This window comes from Rhizobium johnstonii 3841, from assembly GCF_000009265.1.
Taxonomy (GTDB): Bacteria; Pseudomonadota; Alphaproteobacteria; order Rhizobiales; family Rhizobiaceae; genus Rhizobium; species Rhizobium acaciae.
This window is the reverse complement of sequence record NC_008384.1, coordinates 471485-488427: the sequence shown is the minus strand read 5'-3', so window position 1 is coordinate 488427 and position 16943 is coordinate 471485. Positions and strand designations below refer to the sequence as shown.

Below are 16943 nucleotides of genomic sequence, written 5' to 3'. Positions count from 1 at the left end.
GTGGTCACTTGATGAACGACGCGCTGAAAATCGGCATCCTCTTTTCGACCACCGGGCCCTACGGCTCGATGGGCCGCGACGCGCGCGACGGCGCCGATTTCGCGATGGCCGAATATGCCGGCGTCGAAGGGGTGGCGATCGAGCCCATCTTCTTCGATCCGCATGCTGATCTTGCCGCCTATCTCGATGGCGCGCGCCATCTTCTGCGCGCCGGCTGCCGCCATATCGTCGGTACGATCACCTCTGCGGCGCGCAAGGAAGTCATCCCGCTCGTCGAGAAACATGACGGCCTGCTCTGGTACATGTGCCCCTATGAAGGTTTCGAGGCCAACGAGAACGTCATCTATGTCGGCGGCTGCCCCAACCAGCATCTGCTGCCGCTTTTCGAGCACCTGATCCCGCGTTACGGCGCAAGGCCCTACCTCGTCGGCGCCAACTACGTCTGGGGCTGGGAGATGAACCGGCTCGCCCGCGAACTCATTACCAATGCCGGCGGCGAAGTACTTGGCGAACGCTATCTTCCGCTCGAGGAGACCGCCGTCGAACGCATCGTCGCCGAGATCGCGCAGCGCCGCCCGAGCTTCATCCTCAACAATCTGATCGGCCCCTCGAGTTATGCCTTCCTGGAGGCGATCAAGGCCCTCGGTGATCGCGATCCGGCCTTCCACGCGGAAAATTGCCCGGTGGTCAGCTGCGACCTGATGGAATGCGAACTCGACGATATCGCCGCCGGAGCTGCTGCCGGCCAGCTTTGCGCCGCTTCCTATTTCGACAGTATCGCGACCCCCGAGAATGCCGCCTTCAAGGCCCGTGTCACCGAGCGTCACGGCGCCGAGCGGCGTGTCTCCAGCGTCTTTGCCAGCGCCTATACGGCCGTCCGGCTCTGCGTCGACGCGATCGTCGCTGCCGGTAGTGACGAGCCCGACGCCGTCCGGCGCGAGCTCTACAATCGATCCTGGCCGACCCTGTTCGGCGCGCTTTCGATCGACCGCGACACCAATCATGCCGCCCTGCCCTTCCATCTCGGCCGGATCAACGCCGACAACGGCTTTGATGTCGTCGCCTCGCGGCCGCCGCTCGCCGCCGACCCCTATCTGACCGGCCGCAACCGACAGGCCTTTCCACGGCTGAGGGTGGTGTCATGAGAGAGACGCCCAATTTCACCGGCTGGCAGGCGATGGTCCTGCACCGCGAGGACGGCAACACCGAAAAGCTGATCCGCCAGCTTCGCCTGCTCGGCATCCATGCAACGCTGCAATGGGCGCCGCTCTCGGCCGCGGCACTGCCCGATCTCGTCATCGTCGATGCCGACCAGGGCTGGGACGATCTACTGCCCTGGAACGGCGAAACGCCTGCCTGCCCTGTCGTTGCCTTGCTTGGTTCGGAAGCGCCCGGCCGCATCGCCTGGGCACTTGGACAGGGCGCCGGCGCGATCATCGCCAAGCCGATCGCCACATCGGCCGTCTATCCGGCGCTTGTCATGGCCGTCTCCATTCATCAGGAGCGAAAGGCGACTGCGGAAAAGCTGAAATATCTCGAAGAGCGCGTCCGGCTGCGGCCGCTCGTTCACGCCGCCGTCGAAAAGCTTCAGGTCGCACACGGCATCGACGAGGAGAGCGCCTACGCAATCCTGCGCAATTGCGCCATGCGCCGCCGCCTGCCGATGGAACAGATATCAGCCTTCATTCTGGCGGGTGCCGAACCTCTGCCGGAGGCGGGCTGATGCATGTCTTGAAACAGATGATCCGCCAGCCGACGGCCCTTTTCGGCCTCATCGTCGTCACGCTCGTCATCGGGCTCGCCATCGCAGCGCCGTGGATCGCACCGTTCAGCCCCGACGAGCAGATGTTTGACGGCCTCTCGCTCGAAGGCGCGCCGCTGCCGCCGGGCGGCCCCTATCTGCTAGGCACCGACACGCTCGGCCGCGACCTCTTCTCGCGCTTGCTCTTCGGCGCCCGCACTTCGCTGATCATCGGCCTTGTCGCCAATGGCATCGCGGTGACGATCGGCCTCTTCGTCGGCATCGTCGCCGGTTATCTCCGCGGACTGCCGGGCAACATCCTGATGCGCTTCACCGATCTGATGATGGCCTTTCCGGCATTGCTTCTCGCCATCGTGCTGGCAGCCCTTTTGAAGCCGAGCCTCTGGATCGTCGCCATGGTGATTGCGCTCGTCAACTGGGTGCAGGTCGCCCGCATCGTCTATACCGAAACCCGCGGGCTGGTGGAGCGGGATTTCATCATGGCCGAACGCTCGCTCGGCGCCGGCCATATGCGCGTGCTCTTCATGCATATCCTGCCGCACCTCATGCCGACGGCAATCGTCTGGGGAACGCTCGGCATCGCCACCACCGTGCTGCTCGAGGCCACACTCTCCTTCCTCGGCGTCGGCGTCCAGCCGCCGCAGCCTTCCTGGGGCAACATCATCTTCGAGAGCCAAAGCTATTTCCAGGCCGCCCCCTGGCTGGTCTTCATTCCGGGCGCGATCATCCTTCTGACGGCGCTTTCCTTCAATCTGGTGGGCGACGCGCTACGCGACATTCTCGACCCGACCCAGCGCGGGAGGGGCTGATGGCGTCACTCATGTTGCGCAGGCTGGCGCAGGCGGCCCTCATCCTGCTCGGCGTCGCGGCAATCACCTTCGTGCTGCTCTATGCTCTTCCGGCCGATCCGGCCCGCATGATCGCCGGCCGCAGCGCCACCGCCCAGACGGTCGTCAACATCCGCCATGAGCTTGGCCTCGACCAACCGTTGCTGGTCCAGTTCGGCACCTATCTCGGCAATCTGCTGCATGGCAATCTCGGCCGCTCCTATGCGCAGAAAACCGATGTCTGGACGCTGATCGCCGCCCGCCTGCCGGCGACGCTGACGCTGATGCTTGCCGGCATCTTCGTCGAGGTGGTGCTCGGCCTGACGCTCGGCACCATCGCCGCCGTGCGCCGCGGCGGCTTCGTCGACCGGCTGGTGATGATGGCCTCCTTTGTCGGCACCTCGGCGCCGCAGTTCCTCGTCGCCCTGCTGCTGCTCTACCTGCTGGCGGCAACGCTCGGCTGGTTTCCGATGAGCGGCTACGGCAGCTTCTCGCATCTCGTCCTGCCTGCTGTAACGCTCGGCATCTGCGGCGCCGGCTGGTACGCCCGCATGGTGCGCTCGTCGATGATCGACGTGCTGAACCAGGATTATGTCCGCACGGCGCGCGCCAAGGGTCTTTCCTCGAAACGCGTCATCCTGCGGCATGCGCTGCCCAACGCCGTGCTGCCGATCATCGCCATGATCGGCATCGATATCGGCCAGTTCATGGGCGGAGTGGTCGTGGTCGAAGCGGTCTATGGCTGGCCCGGCATCGGCCAGCTCGCCTGGCAGGCGATCCAGCAGGTCGACATCCCGATCATCATGGGCGTCACGCTAACCTCGGCGCTCGCCATCATCATCGGCAATCTGCTTGCCGACCTCGTCGCGCCGGTCATCGATCCGCGCATCCGCACACGCTGACAGCAACCAAAGAAGGGGAACCAAGATGTTCAAACGCTGGCTGCAACAGACGACCATGGCAACGATGGTGGCGCTCGCCCCATTATCCGTCATGGCGCAGGAAACGCCCAAGCAGGGCGGCGATATCGTCGTCACCTACAAGGACGACATCACCACGCTCGACCCGGCGATCGGCTACGACTGGGTCAATTGGTCGATGATCAAGAGCCTCTATTCCCGCCTGATGGACTATGCGCCCGGCACGCCGAACCCGGTTCCCTCGCTTGCCGACAGCTTCACCGTTTCACCCGACGGCTTGACCTACACCTTCAAGCTGCACAAGGGCGTGAAGTTCTCGAACGGCCGCGAACTCGTCGCCTCCGACGTGAAGTACTCGATCGAACGCGCCGTCGACCCGAAGACGCAGGGGCCTGGCGCCGGCTTCTTCGGCGCCATCAAGGGCTTCGAGGATGAAACCGGCGGCAAGACGACGACGCTCTCCGGCATCGAGACGCCGGATGACGGCACCGTCATCTTCAACCTCTCGCGTCCCGACGCCACCTTCCTGCACGTGCTCGCCATCAACTTCGCCTCGGTCGTGCCGAAGGAAGCCGTCGAGGCAGCGGCAGGCGACTTCGGCAAGAAGCCGGTCGGCTCCGGCACCTTCATCCTGAAGGATTGGACGATCGGCCAGCAGCTCGTTTTCGAGCGCAACAAGGATTATTTCGTCAAGGGCGTTCCCTATATCGACAGCTTCAAGGTCGAAGTCGGCCAGGAGCCGCTGGTGGCGCTCTTGCGCCTGCAGAAGGGCGAGGTTGATATTGCAGGCGACGGCATTCCGCCGGCAAAGTTCCTCGAAATCAAGAATTCGGCCGAGGGCGCGCAGATGATCGTCGACGGCGAACAGCTGCACACCGGCTACATCACGCTGAACACCAAGGTGAAGCCCTTCGATAACCTCAAGGTTCGCCAGGCGCTGAACATGGCGATCAACAAGGACCGCATCACCCGCATCCTCAACGGCCGCGCAACGCCCGCCAACCAGCCGCTGCCGCCGCTGATGCCGGGCTACGACAAGTCCTTCACCGGCTATGCCTATGATGTGGCGAAAGCCAAGGCGCTGCTTGCCGAAGCCGGTTATCCCGACGGTTTCGAGACCGTGCTCTACTCCACCAACACCGACCCGCAGCCGCGTATCGCCCAGGCGATCCAGCAGGATCTGGCCGCTGTCGGCGTCAAAGCCGAAGTCCGGGCGCTCGCCCAGGCAAACGTCATCGCGGCCGGCGGCACGGAAGGCGAAGCGCCGATGATCTGGTCGGGCGGCATGGCCTGGATCGCCGACTTCCCGGATCCGTCCAACTTCTACGGCCCGATCCTCGGTTGCGCCGGCGCGGTCCCGGGCGGCTGGAACTGGTCATGGTACTGCAACGCCGATCTCGACAAGCGCGCCGTTGCCGCCGACTCCATGTCCGATCCGGCAAAGGCCGCCGAGCGCACCGCCGCCTGGGACAAGATCTTTACCGATATCATGGCCGATGCGCCGTGGATCCCTGTCATCAACGAACGCCGCGTCGTCGCCAAGTCGCTGCGCATGGGCGGTGCCGACAACATCTACATCGATCCGACCCGCGTCATCAATTACGACGCGATCTACGTCAAGCAATAAGCCCTGAAGAAACAAAGCCTTCCCGGTCCATGCCGGGAAGGCATCATAAAATCGAGGGAGACATGACATGTGCATCGCCTGCACCCACACCATCCACCGCGCCCAGCATAATTTCGGCTGGAACAAGGATTTCCCCCCCGCCGTCGTCGCCAAGCCCGGCGAGACGATCCACTTCGAATGCATGGATTCATCGGGTGGCCAGCTCGGAAGCGACGCGACCCTGGAAACGCTGAACACGCTCGATTTCGGCAAGATCAACCCGGTCTCCGGCCCGGTCTATATCGAAGGCGCCAAACCCGGCGATGCGCTGAAGGTGACGCTGCGCAAGTTCATTCCGTCGGGCGTCGGCTGGACGGCCAATATTCCAGGCTTCGGCCTGCTTGCCGACCAATTCAAGGATCCGGCGCTGCACGTCTGGTCTTATGACGCCAACAGCATGGTGCCCGCCCTTTACGGTCCGGGCGGCCGCGTGCCGCTGAAGCCCTTCGCCGGCACGATCGGCGTCGCACCCGCCGAGCCCGGCACCCATTCCGTCGTTCCCCCGCGTCGCGTCGGCGGCAACATGGACATCCGCGACCTGACGGCAGGCGTGACGCTCTATCTGCCCGTCGAGGTCGACGGCGCACTGTTTTCGATCGGGGATACCCATGCCGCCCAGGGCGATGGCGAAGTCTGCGGCACGGCGATCGAAAGCCAGATGAACGTCGAAGCGACGATCGAGCTCGTCAAGGACGCCAAGCTGCAGACGCCGCGCTTCACCACGACCGAACCGGTAACCCGCCATCTCGACGGCGCCGGCTACGAGGTGACGACAGGCATCGGCCCTGACCTGATGACCGGGGCGCGCGAAAGCGTCATGCGCATGATCGATCTTCTCGGCGCCGAACACGGCATGAGCGCCGTCGATGCCTACCTGCTCTGCTCGGTCTGCGGCGATCTCCGGATCAGCGAGATCGTCGACCAGCCGAACTGGGTGGTTTCCTTCTACTTCCCGAGGATCGTGTTCGCGTGAACGAAGCCACGCCCGCCGCAGCACCGGTGCTCAGCCTTCGCAATCTGAGCGTCGATGCCCGCACACCCGAAGGCCGCAAGCCGGTGCTCGAGGATGTCAGCTTCGAGCTTGCAAGCGGCGAAACGCTCTGCATCGCCGGCGAATCCGGCTCCGGCAAGTCGGTCACCTCGCTGTCGATCATGGGGCTCTTGCCGAAAGCCTCGCTACGGGTCGCCTCCGGCAGCGTGCTGCTTGGCGAGCGCGACCTGCTCAAACTTTCCGATCGGGCGATGCGCAGCGTGCGCGGCGGCGATATCGCCATGGTATTCCAGGAGCCGATGACCTCGCTCAACCCGGTCATGTCGGTCGGCAGCCAGCTGACCGAGGCAATCCGCGCGCACCAGGGCAGCGACAATGCCGAGGCGGTGGCGCTGAAGATGCTCGATGCCGTGCAGATCACCGAGCCGGCCCGGCGGCTGAAGCAATATCCGCACGAGCTTTCCGGCGGCATGCGCCAGCGGGTGATGATCGCCATGGCGCTCTCCTGCCGGCCGAAGGTGCTGATTGCCGACGAGCCGACGACGGCACTCGACGTCACCGTGCAGGCGCAAATCCTCAAGCTGATGCGCGAGTTGAAGCGCGAATTCGGCGCCTCGATCATCCTGATCACTCATGACATGGGCGTTGTCGCCGAAATGGCCGACCGCGTCGTCATCATGCAGAATGGCAGGATCGTCGAGCAGGGAACGGCGCTCGCCGTCTTCCAACGGCCGAAGGAGGCCTATACACAACAATTGCTCGCCGCCGTCCCGCGGCTCGGCGCGCTTACCGGCACCGACCGTCCGCCGCGCATCACCCAGCGCGCCGTCGAGACGCTGCATCCGAACCGCACGCCGGTGCTGAACGTGCGCGACCTCACCGTCACCTATGGCAATGCCGCAAGCCGGTTTTTCAAGGGCAAGCCGCCGGTCGCAGCCGTCGATGGCGTTTCCTTCGATATCCTGCCGGGTGAAACGCTCGGCCTCGTCGGCGAAAGCGGCTCCGGCAAATCAACGACCGGCAAAGCCGTGCTCGGTCTCATCCCCTTCAAGGGCAACGTCCTGATCGACGGCCGCAATATCGCCGGCCTCAGCCAGCGCGAGATGCGGCCTGTGCGCCGCTCGGCGCAAATGATCTTCCAGGATCCCTATGCCTCGCTCGACCCGCGCATGGCCGTCGGCAAGGCGATCGGCGAACCGATGCTCATCCACGGCATCGGCAACCACAGCGAACGGCAGGACCGCGTCGCCGAACTGCTGCGCCGGGTCGGCCTGACGCCTGATGCGGCGACGCGCTATCCACACGAGTTTTCCGGCGGCCAGCGCCAGCGCATCTGCATCGCCCGGGCGCTGGCGCTGGAGCCCAAGCTGATCGTTGCCGACGAAAGCGTCGCAGCGCTCGACGTCTCCGTCCGCGCCCGCGTGCTCGACCTGCTGCTCGAACTGCAGGAAACGATGGGGCTCGCCTATCTCTTCATCTCCCACGACATGGCGGTGGTCGAGCGCATGTCCCACAACGTCGCCGTCATGCGCGCCGGCCGCATCATCGAAACCGGCACGCGGCGGGATATCTTCGAGAACCCCAGGGATGACTACACCCGCGCGCTGATCGCCGCGGTTCCGATCCCCGATCCCGAGGTCTATCGCGTGAAAGGGGTTCATGCATGAGCGCATTGCCGGAGCGAGTGTAGATCGGCGATTTTAAAGTCATTCGGATATTTAGTAAATATAGAGCTGCATTTCAGAAATATATTGCACCTATGGTTGTCGCTGTTATTCTTTCCAAAGAGGGAGGAGACCGCATGGCGAGAGGGCCGCAGCCAGCACGGCCTCGGAGAAAATCCGAGGGCAACATTCAAGAAAACCTCGTCAAGACGCGGATCGGGGGCGATCTCTCGTCGTTCATGAAGGGCAAGACGGATCCCCCCAAGGGGATGGGCAAGGCGAAGCACTTCGATGTCATCATCGAATTCAACCGCGACTTTCCGGGCGGCGGCACGGCGGCGCGGCAACTATTGTTCGAAGCATTCCTGTTGTACCTCAACAGGATTGGGGCGACTGACGAGAGCAACAACCTGTGGCGTTTCGGCATGTCGCCGCCGCTCGGCATGCCTGCGGTCTCGGAGGACAGCAAACTGGACCTCTCGCAGATGTTTTCGAACGGCGGCAGGATTGCCGCCAAATCCCTCTGGACCGACAGCTACGCCTTCGCGACCCTGACCCGGGAAGCCATTGACCGGCTTTCGAGCTGGACAATGCCCCAAAAGGATGACGACAAGAATAAGGGTGAAACCAAAAGCGGCAGCAAGAATAAGAAGATACCACTCGTCTACAAGATCTGGTGCGATCACCAGATCAAACGCTGCGTCTACGAATCCGTCAGGACAATCAAATGCGATGCGGCGCATGCATCCTTCGCAGCCAGCGGAAAAGGCATTGTCTGGGCAGTGGCCGATACCGGCATTGACGGGACGCATCCGCATTTCAAAACACTGAGAACGCTCGATCTGCCGGACGGCCTCTTTCATCGGGATTTCACGGCCGACAATCCGGACCCGGCCGTGGCGTCGGCTGCGGCGCTGATCGACAATGCCGGCCATGGAACCCATGTTGCCGGCATCATCGCCGGCCGCACATCGGTGCTGGACGAACCGAAAACGGACGCGGTCAAGAAGATCTGCGTGAAATCGGAGGTGCGCAACGAGGACGGGACCAAATCAACCGTCAAGGATACTCATGACGGCGTCATCACCGGTATGGCACCGCACTGCAAGCTGTTGAGCCTGAAAGTGCTGGCCAATGAGAAGCAAGGCAAGCTCAGCAATCTGCTGGCTGCGATCGGCTATGTCCAGCGCTCGAACGACTATGGGCGCAACATCAAGATCCACGGCATCAATCTCAGCCTTGGCTATCCGTTCGATCCGGTCTGGTTCGCGGCAGGGCAAAGCCCGCTCTGCGTCGAGGTCGACAGGCTGGTGCGTTCGGGCGTCTGCGTCGTGGTCGCGGCCGGCAATGCCGGCTACGGTACGGTGACGCAATTCTCAGGCGCGCCGGAGCGCGCGGCCCATAGCGGCACGATCATGGATCCCGGCAACGCAGCGCTCGCCATCACCGTCGGCTCGACGCATCGCGACATGCCGCATACCTACGGCGTCTCCTATTTTTCCTCCAAGGGACCGACCGCGGATGGGCGGATGAAGCCAGATCTCGTCGCACCTGGCGAGCGCATCATCTCATGCGCGCTCTACAACGGTGCCAAGTCAGGCGAAGCGCCGTTCCGGGAGGATACCGGAACGAGCATGGCGACGCCGCATGTCTCCGGCGCGATCGCCGCGTTCCTCTCGGTTCGGCGTGAATTTCTCGGCCAGCCGGAACGCGTCAAAGAGATCTTCGTCAGTGCTGCGACCGATCTCAAGCGGCGGCCGGAGTTTCAGGGCGCCGGCCTGCTCGATCTGATGCGAACGCTACAGGCTGTGTAAGGAGGACATATGGACACGCTTGGACCCTCGCCATTCCTATGGCTCGAATTCGACAAGACTGGCGCGATCGATCCCGCGACGGCGACAAGTCTCGCGGCGTTGCTCAACCAGCCCGGAACGACCGATCTGGTGGTCATGTCGCATGGCTGGAAGAATACCAAGGACGATGCCCGCAAGCTCTACGGAACCCTGTGGGCGAACGCCCGCAAGAAGCTTGCGCCCGACAAGGCGAGCCACACCGTCGTCGCCGGCGTCGTCTGGCCCGCCAAGGCCTATCGCACCGATTTCGACGAGCAGACACTGGTGACGCCAGGCGGCGGTGGAACTCTGGCAGCAGATGGGACGGCGGCAGGCCCTGAGGATCTCGACGATCAGGCCTTCAAAAACGTGCTGAAGGATTTCAAGGATCTCTTCGGGCCGGATGGCGCCGCGACGGCCCAGACGGCGCGGGCTGCAGCGAAGACGCTCGATGAAACGACGTCGTTTTTCCTCGTCAAGAACGGCAACGAAGCACTCGGTTCTCCGGGAACGGATTCCGAACTCAAAGCGGATTCAGCGCCGATTGCGCTCGCCACGGACGATGCCACCAGCGCCAAAATGCTGATGGAAGCTCTCATCGCGGCGCCGACATTTAACCTCGAACGCTCCGTCGGCAAGGCTCAAGGGCTCGGCGACGTCGTCTCGGGCCTGATCTCCGGCCCGAGAGCGGCGGTGGCGCGGTTCCTGAACCAGCTGACCTATTACGAAATGAAGAAGCGCGCCGGCATCGTCGGCGAGGCGTTGACGAAAAGCGTGCTGTCGAAGCTCGTGCTGCAGCAGCCGATCCGCCTGCATCTCGTCGGCCACAGCTTCGGCGCCCGGCTGGTCGCGGCGGCGGCAAACGGGCTCGCCCCGGTCCCGAAGCTGGAATTCTTCTCGCTCACCCTGCTGCAGGGCGCCTTCTCGCACAATGGCTTCGCCAAAGAGATCAAGCCGGGCCTTGCTGGCGCCTTTCCCGATGTCGTTGGCAAACCGACCGGCCCGATCTGTATCACCCACACCCACAACGATCTCGCCTGCACGCTCGCCTATGCGCTGGCGTCGCGCCTGTCGCGCGATATCGCCAAGAGCATCGGCGATGCCAACGACGAGTTCGGGGCGATGGGGGCGAACGGTCCGCAGCACCTGAAGGCGGGACAGGCTGTCGAGGACGATACGGATGCCGTCTTCGCGCCGCAGGCCGGCAAGGTCAACACCTTCCTGGCGGACAAGTACATCATCAAGACAGCGGCGTCGGACGCCCATAACAATGTCGCCAACGAGGATGTCGGACGGCTGTTGGCAAAGATCGTCGGCTGACCGCCTTTTCGTAAAAAACGCGCGGCGCTGTCAGTCGTGGAATTGTCATTTTCAGGATGACATCAGTCCCGTTCTCTGCGAAAAAGAGCGCGATGAGAGACAGGGGCGCCCGTCGACAGATGGGCTGAGAAGCACCCTTCGAACCTGAACCGGATAATGCCGGCGGAGGGAGTCGCTCGGGGTCGCGGCATCGCCCGCACGAACCGCCCCGTGCCCGCCCCCGCCTGAAAGGGGCCATATGCAGACCAGGACCACACCAGGAGCGATGTTGAAGGCGATGCGCGAGAAGCCGCCGCTCGTTCAGTGCATCACCAATTACGTCGCCATGAATATCGCCGCAAATGTCCTGCTCGCCGCTGGCGCCTCGCCCGCCATGGTGCATGCGGCGGAAGAAGCCGGCGAATTCGCCGCGATCGCCAGCGCGCTGACAATCAATATTGGCACGCTGTCGACGCAATGGATCGACGGCATGCAGGCGGCCGCGAAGGCGGCGACATCCGCCGGCAAACCGTGGGTACTCGATCCGGTCGCCCATTATGCGACGGCCTTCCGCCGCAATGCGGTCGCCGAGCTGCTCGCCCTCAAGCCCACGATCATCCGCGGCAACGCCTCCGAGATCATCGCGCTTGCCGGCGGAGAAAGCCGTGGCCAGGGCGTCGACAGCCGCGATCCGGTCGAACAGGCGGAAGGTTCGGCGCGATGGCTGGCTGAGCGGCAGCGGGCGGTGGTTGCCGTCACCGGTGCCGTGGATTTCGTCACCGACGGCGAGCGGGCGGTGCGCATCGAAGGCGGATCGGCCTTGATGCCTCAGGTCACCGCGCTCGGCTGCTCGCTCACCTGCCTCGTCGGCGCCTTTGCCGCGACGGCGCCAGAGGATATCTTCGGCGCGACGGTCGCTGCACTTTCAACCTTCGCCATCGCCGGCGAGGAGGCAGCCCTTGGGGCGGCCGGGCCCGGCTCCTTCTCCTGGCGTTTTCTCGATGCGCTGGCCGCGCTCGACGCCGAAACGCTTGACGCCAGGGCAAGGATATCAGCTGCATGAAGGCTTTCGACCTTTCGCTCTATCTCGTCCTCGACCCCGATCTCTGCGCCGGGATCGGCATGGTCGAAACCGCGCGCCTTGCCGTTGCCGGCGGCGCGACCATGGTGCAGTTGCGTGACAAACATGCCGGCACCATCAGGATGATCGAGACCGGCCGCGCCTTGAAACAGGCGCTGGATGGGACCGGCGCCCTGCTCATCGTCAACGATGACGTCGAGGCGGCAATCGCCATCGGCGTCGACGGCCTGCATATCGGCCAGGAAGACATGGATGCGATGAGAGCGCGGGCGATGATCGGCCCCGAGATGATCCTCGGCCTATCGGTCGAGAGCGAGGCGCTTGCTAACGCCGTCGATCCTGGCTTGGTCGACTATACCGGCGTCGGACCGGTATTTGCGACACCGACAAAGGCCGATCACAAGCAGCCGATCGGTTTTGACGGCCTTGCAAGGCTGGTAAAGGCCTCGCCGGTGCCATCGGTCGCGATCGGCGGGCTCAAGGCGGATCATGTCGCCCAGGTGTTTGCCGCAGGCGCCAGTGGGCTTGCCGTCGTCTCCGCCATCTGCGGCACGCCCGACCCTGAAGCGGCCACGCGCCGCATCGCTGCAGAAATCCGAAAGGTCCGCGCATGATCCGCAATGTTCTCTCCATCGCCGGCTCCGATCCCTCCGGCGGCGCCGGCATCCAGGCCGATCTCAAGGCCTTTTCCGCCCGCGGCGTCTACGGCATGGCGGTGCTGACCGCGCTGACGGCGCAGAACACGCAAGGTGTCAGCGGCGTGCACCTGGTGCCGCCGCAATTCGTCGCCGATCAGATCAATGCCGTCTTTGCCGATGTGCGCGTCGACGCCGTCAAGATCGGCATGATCGCCAATGCCGGCATCGCCGACGCCGTTGCCGGTGCGCTGACTGACCACCGCGACATTCCGATCGTTATCGACCCTGTCATGATCGCCAAGGGTGGAGCCGCCCTGCTCGCGCCCGAAGCGGTCGACGTGCTGACCCGCCGGCTGCTGCCGCTTGCGACACTGCTGACCCCGAACCTGCCCGAAGCCGCCGCCCTGCTGCACCAGCCGGTGGCGACTAACCGCGCTGAGATGGCGGAACAGGCCGAGCGCCTGCTCGCGCTTGGTCCGGCCGCGGTGCTGGTCAAGGGCGGCCATCTCGACAGCGACGAGAGCCCTGACGTGCTTGCCACGGCCGCCGGCCTGCACTGGTTCGAAGCCAGACGCGTTCCGACCAAGAACACCCACGGCACCGGCTGCACGCTCTCCAGCGCGCTGGCGGCCGAGCTCGGCAAGGGCGCTTCGGCGCGGGAGGCCGTCGCCATCGCCAAGGACTACCTCGCCGGCGCGGTCGCGGCTGCCGGACGCCTCACCGTCGGCTCCGGCCACGGCCCGGTGCAGCATTTTCATGCGCTCTGGAAAGACAGCGAATAGGCGTTCGCTCAGCCAACATACCGCCAATCGAAAACGGCCCGGTCTTCCCGGGCCGTTTTGCGTTCGGCACCTACTTTGCGTTGAAACCGCGGAGGGCAGCGGCAGGTCGTGCCTTTGGCCGTCGAAAAACCTTGTTGACAAGCCCGGCCAGATGGCCAAGTCTATGACATTAAAAGGGGATATATTCCGCAATAAAGGAATAATTGGAGGAGTGACAGGTGCCAGACCTGCTTGTGAGCTTATATTCCACTGAGCTCGCCGACCTGAAACGCAAAGCCGACGATGTCGGCGTCTCCATCCGTCCGGCCCTCCCCCCGGAACTGCATCTCGTCGTCAGCTGGGTTCGCGAACGGTTCAGCGAGAACTGGGCAAGCGAAGTCGCGGTCGCCTTCTCCCGCCAGCCCGTTGCCTGCCTGATCGCCGTCGACGGCGGCAAGCTCCTGGGCTTTGCCTGTTATGACACGACGGCGCGCGGCTTCTTCGGCCCGACCGGCGTCGATCCCGACGCACGCGGCAAGGGCATCGGGCTCGCCCTCTTTTCCGCCTGCCTTCAGACCATGAAGACGCTCGGCCACGCCTATGCCTTCATCGGCGATGCCGGCCCGGTCGATTTCTACGCCAGGACCGCAGGCGCAACCATCATCCCCGCCCCCGACAAGGGCATCTACGAAGGCATGCTGAGAAGCGCGCCGAAATGATCATCTGATACCGGAGCTACAGAATTGTCCTCGACCCCGCTCGCCCTTTTCGTCGGCCTTCCGAATCCCACTATTTCGGATGACGAATTCGCCCTCTTTCGCGAAACCAATCCGCTCGGCCTCTTCGTCGGCCGGCGCAATCAGCGCGAGCCGGAGCAGACGAGGCGCCTGATCGAGCGTTTCCGCGAAGCCGTCGGCCGCGACGACGCGCCTGTCTTCACCGACCAGGAAGGCGGCCGCGTCCAGCATCTCGATGCCGGCCCCTGGCCGCTCTTCCGCAGTTTCGGCCAGTTTGCCGAACTGGCACGCCGCGATTTCGATCTCGGCAAAAAAGCACTGCGCCTTTCCTCCCAGGCCATGGGCGCGATGATGACGGAACTCGGCCTTTCCAGCGGCTGCTCGCCCGTTCTCGACCTCGTCTTCGAGACGACGAGCGCGGTCATCGGCGCCCGCTCTTTCGGCCCTGATCCCGATTTCATCGCTGCCCTCGGCCGCGAGGTGGTCGATGGCCTGCTCGAGACCGGCAACATGCCTGTTATCAAGCACATTCCCGGCCATGGCCGTGCGACGCTCGACTCCCACAAGGAGCGTCCTGTGGTCAATGCCAGCCGCGAGACGCTCACCGCGACCGACTTCAAGCCCTTCGTGGCGCTGAAGGATACGCCCTGGGCGATGGTCGCCCATGTCGTCTATTCGGCCTATGACGCCGAGCTGCCGGCGTCCGTCTCGCCTGTTATGCACGACGTGATCCGCAAGGACATGGGTTATGACGGCGTGCTGATATCAGACTGCATCTTCATGGAATCGCTCTCCGGCACCCTGCCGGAACGCGTCAAGCAGGTGCTCGACGCAGGTTTCGATATCGCGCTCCACAGCCACGGCGACATCCCGGAAAGCGAAGCCGCCGCCAAGGCCGCCCGCCCGCTGACGGAAGGCGCCCTGCAGCGGATCGCTGCCGGCAAGGCCCGCCTCGGCAATCTCAAGATCGATTTCCGCGCCGCCCATGCTGAAGTCGAAGACATGTTTGCAAGCGCGCTGGTCTCCTGACCGGCACCTCATCTCTCACCGCATAAGAAAAGGGGAATAAACATGAAAAAATATCTTCTTGCCGCCGCCGCACTAACACTGCTTTCGGGTTCCGCCATGGCGCAGACGGTCCTCACCGTAAATATCGAACCGGCGACGACCTGGGTTCGGAACTTCAACCCGTTCAACCAGACCTCGTCGCGCCAGTCGACACTCGATTTCATCTACGAGCCGCTGGTCGTCTTCAACCGCTTCGACAGCAACAAGCCGGTCTATCGCCTGGCCGAAAGCTTCAAACTTTCCGACGACCTGAAGAGCATCGATTTCAAGCTGCGCCCGAACCTGAAATGGTCTGATGGTAAGCCGCTGACCGCAGCCGACGTCAAATTCACCTATGACTACCTGAAGAAGTTCCCGGCGCTCGACTTCGTCAGCATCTGGACCTTCGTCACCGATGTCCAGGCCGTTGACGGCCAGACGGTGCGCTTCACGCTCGCCAATCCGAGCTCACTCGCCGCCGAGCAGATCTCGCAATTGCCGATCGTTCCGGAACATGTCTGGAAGGACGTCGCTGATCCCGTGACCTTCGCCAACGAGACCCCTGTTGGCAGCGGCCCGTTGACAGAAGTGCCGCGCTTCACCGGCCAGACCTACGACCAGTGCCGCAACCCGAACTACTGGGACAACGAGCACCTGAAGGTCGATTGCATGCGCTTCCCGCAGCTTGCCGACAACAATCAGATGCTGACGGCAACGGCCGACGGCACGCTCGACTGGGGCGTCTCCTTCATCCCCGATATCGACAATGTCTATGTTTCCAAGGATCCGGCGCATTTCCATTACTGGTATTCGCCGAGCAGCATGGTCGCCTTCCTGTTCAACCTGGAAACGGCGAACGAGAACAACAAGAAGGCCTTCAACGACCTGAAGTTCCGCCGTGCCGTCTCGATGGCGCTCGACCGCAAGACGATGATCGACGTCGCCGGCTACGGCTATCCGACGCTCAACGAAGACCCCGGCCTGATGGGCGAGCTTTACAAGAGCTGGGCGGACCCGTCCGTCAAGGCCGACTTCGGCAAATTCGCAACCTATGATGCCGATGCCGCCAAGGCCCTGCTGGACGAGGCGGGCTACAAGGACAAGGACGGCGACGGCTTCCGCGACAATCCCGACGGCACCAAGATTTCCTTCTCGATTATCGTCCCCAGCGCCTGGACGGACTGGATCGACACCGTCAACCTCGCCGTCGAAGGCATGCAGGCGGTCGGCATCGACGCCAAGATCGAAACGCCGGAGGAAGCCGTCTGGACCGGCAACCTCATCAACGGCACCTTCGATGCGGCGATCAACAGCCTGCCGGCATCGGCCTCGCCCTATTACCCCTATAAGCGCGCCTTCAGCGCCTCGGACAAGGGCAAGACCCGCTTCACCGCGCAGCGCTGGTTCAACCCGGAGGTCGAGAAACTCGTCACCGAGTTCACCCATACCGCCGATCTTGCCAAGCAGAAGGACGCGATGAACAAGGCGCAGCGCATCGTCGCTGAAAACCTGCCGATGATTCCCGTCTTCAACAATCCGAACTGGTATCAGTACAACACCAAGCGCTTCACCGGCTGGTCGACCAAGGAAAACCCCTTCGTCAATCCGTCGATCTCGCGGACCAATCCTGCACGCCTGCTGAACCTGCTCGCTCTCGAGCCGGTCAAGTAAGCATCGCAATCCTCGGGAGCGGCGTAAAGCGCCGCTCCGTCACGACG

General features: G+C 63.6%; 15 protein-coding genes and 1 riboswitch. All 15 genes read left to right on the top strand.

Translation table 11 applies throughout. From position 1 onward, the window contains the following. Positions 1-11: 11 nt before the first annotated feature. Positions 12-1145, top strand: a complete 1134-nt coding sequence (locus RL_RS32045; RefSeq protein WP_011655188.1) for a transporter substrate-binding protein — start codon at positions 12-14, stop codon at positions 1143-1145. Beyond that, positions 1142-1723 carry an ANTAR domain-containing response regulator gene (locus RL_RS32040; RefSeq protein WP_011655187.1) on the top strand — a complete coding sequence of 194 codons (582 nt, stop codon included), beginning with the start codon at positions 1142-1144 and terminating at the stop codon, positions 1721-1723. Before RL_RS32045 ends, RL_RS32040 begins: the two co-directional genes overlap by 4 nt. Next, positions 1723-2571: an ABC transporter permease gene (locus RL_RS32035; RefSeq protein ID WP_011655186.1), complete on the top strand. Its 849-nt coding sequence runs from the start codon at positions 1723-1725 to the stop codon at positions 2569-2571. The genes RL_RS32040 and RL_RS32035 overlap by 1 nt, the downstream gene beginning before the upstream one ends. After that, complete coding sequence (locus RL_RS32030) at positions 2571-3491, top strand: ABC transporter permease (RefSeq protein WP_011655185.1); 921 nt, start codon at positions 2571-2573, stop codon at positions 3489-3491. The genes RL_RS32035 and RL_RS32030 overlap by 1 nt, the downstream gene beginning before the upstream one ends. A gap of 25 nt (positions 3492-3516) precedes the next feature. Continuing rightward, positions 3517-5136, top strand: coding sequence for an ABC transporter substrate-binding protein (locus RL_RS32025; protein WP_011655184.1), 1620 nt, complete (start codon positions 3517-3519; stop codon positions 5134-5136). 67 nt (positions 5137-5203) lie between these two features. Further along, positions 5204-6148 carry an acetamidase/formamidase family protein gene (locus tag RL_RS32020; protein WP_011655183.1) on the top strand — a complete coding sequence of 315 codons (945 nt, stop codon included), beginning with the start codon at positions 5204-5206 and terminating at the stop codon, positions 6146-6148. Beyond that, positions 6145-7833, top strand: a complete 1689-nt coding sequence (locus tag RL_RS32015) for an ABC transporter ATP-binding protein (RefSeq protein ID WP_011655182.1) — start codon at positions 6145-6147, stop codon at positions 7831-7833. Before RL_RS32020 ends, RL_RS32015 begins: the two co-directional genes overlap by 4 nt. Before the next feature lie 134 nt (positions 7834-7967). Continuing rightward, positions 7968-9644, top strand: coding sequence for a S8 family peptidase (locus RL_RS32010; RefSeq protein ID WP_011655181.1), 1677 nt, complete (start codon positions 7968-7970; stop codon positions 9642-9644). Positions 9645-9653: 9 nt separating this feature from the next. Next, on the top strand, positions 9654-10982 hold the full coding sequence (locus RL_RS32005) for a hypothetical protein (RefSeq protein ID WP_011655180.1): 1329 nt from the start codon (positions 9654-9656) through the stop codon (positions 10980-10982). 91 nt (positions 10983-11073) lie between these two features. Then, positions 11074-11170, top strand: a riboswitch (TPP riboswitch). Between the two features lie 50 nt (positions 11171-11220). Then, positions 11221-12024 (top strand): hydroxyethylthiazole kinase, encoded by an 804-nt coding sequence (gene thiM / locus RL_RS32000; RefSeq protein ID WP_011655179.1) that lies wholly within the window; start codon positions 11221-11223, stop codon positions 12022-12024. Then, on the top strand, positions 12021-12656 hold the full coding sequence (gene thiE, locus RL_RS31995; protein WP_011655178.1) for a thiamine phosphate synthase: 636 nt from the start codon (positions 12021-12023) through the stop codon (positions 12654-12656). Before thiM ends, thiE begins: the two co-directional genes overlap by 4 nt. Further along, positions 12653-13462 carry a bifunctional hydroxymethylpyrimidine kinase/phosphomethylpyrimidine kinase gene (gene thiD, locus RL_RS31990; RefSeq protein ID WP_011655177.1) on the top strand — a complete coding sequence of 270 codons (810 nt, stop codon included), beginning with the start codon at positions 12653-12655 and terminating at the stop codon, positions 13460-13462. Before thiE ends, thiD begins: the two co-directional genes overlap by 4 nt. Before the next feature lie 218 nt (positions 13463-13680). Beyond that, positions 13681-14160 (top strand): GNAT family N-acetyltransferase, encoded by a 480-nt coding sequence (locus tag RL_RS31985; protein WP_041936921.1) that lies wholly within the window; start codon positions 13681-13683, stop codon positions 14158-14160. Between the two features lie 24 nt (positions 14161-14184). Further along, a complete protein-coding gene (locus RL_RS31980; protein ID WP_011655175.1) occupies positions 14185-15207 on the top strand; it encodes a glycoside hydrolase family 3 N-terminal domain-containing protein in 1023 nt (340 codons plus the stop codon). Between the two features lie 42 nt (positions 15208-15249). Continuing rightward, complete coding sequence (locus RL_RS31975; protein ID WP_011655174.1) at positions 15250-16896, top strand: ABC transporter substrate-binding protein; 1647 nt, start codon at positions 15250-15252, stop codon at positions 16894-16896. The last annotated feature ends 47 nt before the right edge of the window (positions 16897-16943 follow it).

Excerpts from the sequence above, each read along its gene's own strand:
- RL_RS32045 (WP_011655188.1), top strand. The coding sequence starts at position 12 with ATGAACGACGCGCTGAAAATCGGCATCCTCTTTTCGACCACCGGGCCC.
- RL_RS32040 (WP_011655187.1), top strand. The coding sequence starts at position 1,142 with ATGAGAGAGACGCCCAATTTCACCGGCTGGCAGGCGATGGTCCTGCAC.
- RL_RS32035 (WP_011655186.1), top strand. The coding sequence starts at position 1,723 with ATGCATGTCTTGAAACAGATGATCCGCCAGCCGACGGCCCTTTTCGGC.
- RL_RS32030 (WP_011655185.1), top strand. The coding sequence starts at position 2,571 with ATGGCGTCACTCATGTTGCGCAGGCTGGCGCAGGCGGCCCTCATCCTG.
- RL_RS32025 (WP_011655184.1), top strand. The coding sequence starts at position 3,517 with ATGTTCAAACGCTGGCTGCAACAGACGACCATGGCAACGATGGTGGCG.
- RL_RS32020 (WP_011655183.1), top strand. The coding sequence starts at position 5,204 with ATGTGCATCGCCTGCACCCACACCATCCACCGCGCCCAGCATAATTTC.
- RL_RS32010 (WP_011655181.1), top strand. The coding sequence starts at position 7,968 with ATGGCGAGAGGGCCGCAGCCAGCACGGCCTCGGAGAAAATCCGAGGGC.
- RL_RS32005 (WP_011655180.1), top strand. The coding sequence starts at position 9,654 with ATGGACACGCTTGGACCCTCGCCATTCCTATGGCTCGAATTCGACAAG.
- thiM (WP_011655179.1), top strand. The coding sequence starts at position 11,221 with ATGCAGACCAGGACCACACCAGGAGCGATGTTGAAGGCGATGCGCGAG.
- thiE (WP_011655178.1), top strand. The coding sequence starts at position 12,021 with ATGAAGGCTTTCGACCTTTCGCTCTATCTCGTCCTCGACCCCGATCTC.
- thiD (WP_011655177.1), top strand. The coding sequence starts at position 12,653 with ATGATCCGCAATGTTCTCTCCATCGCCGGCTCCGATCCCTCCGGCGGC.
- RL_RS31975 (WP_011655174.1), top strand. The coding sequence starts at position 15,250 with ATGAAAAAATATCTTCTTGCCGCCGCCGCACTAACACTGCTTTCGGGT.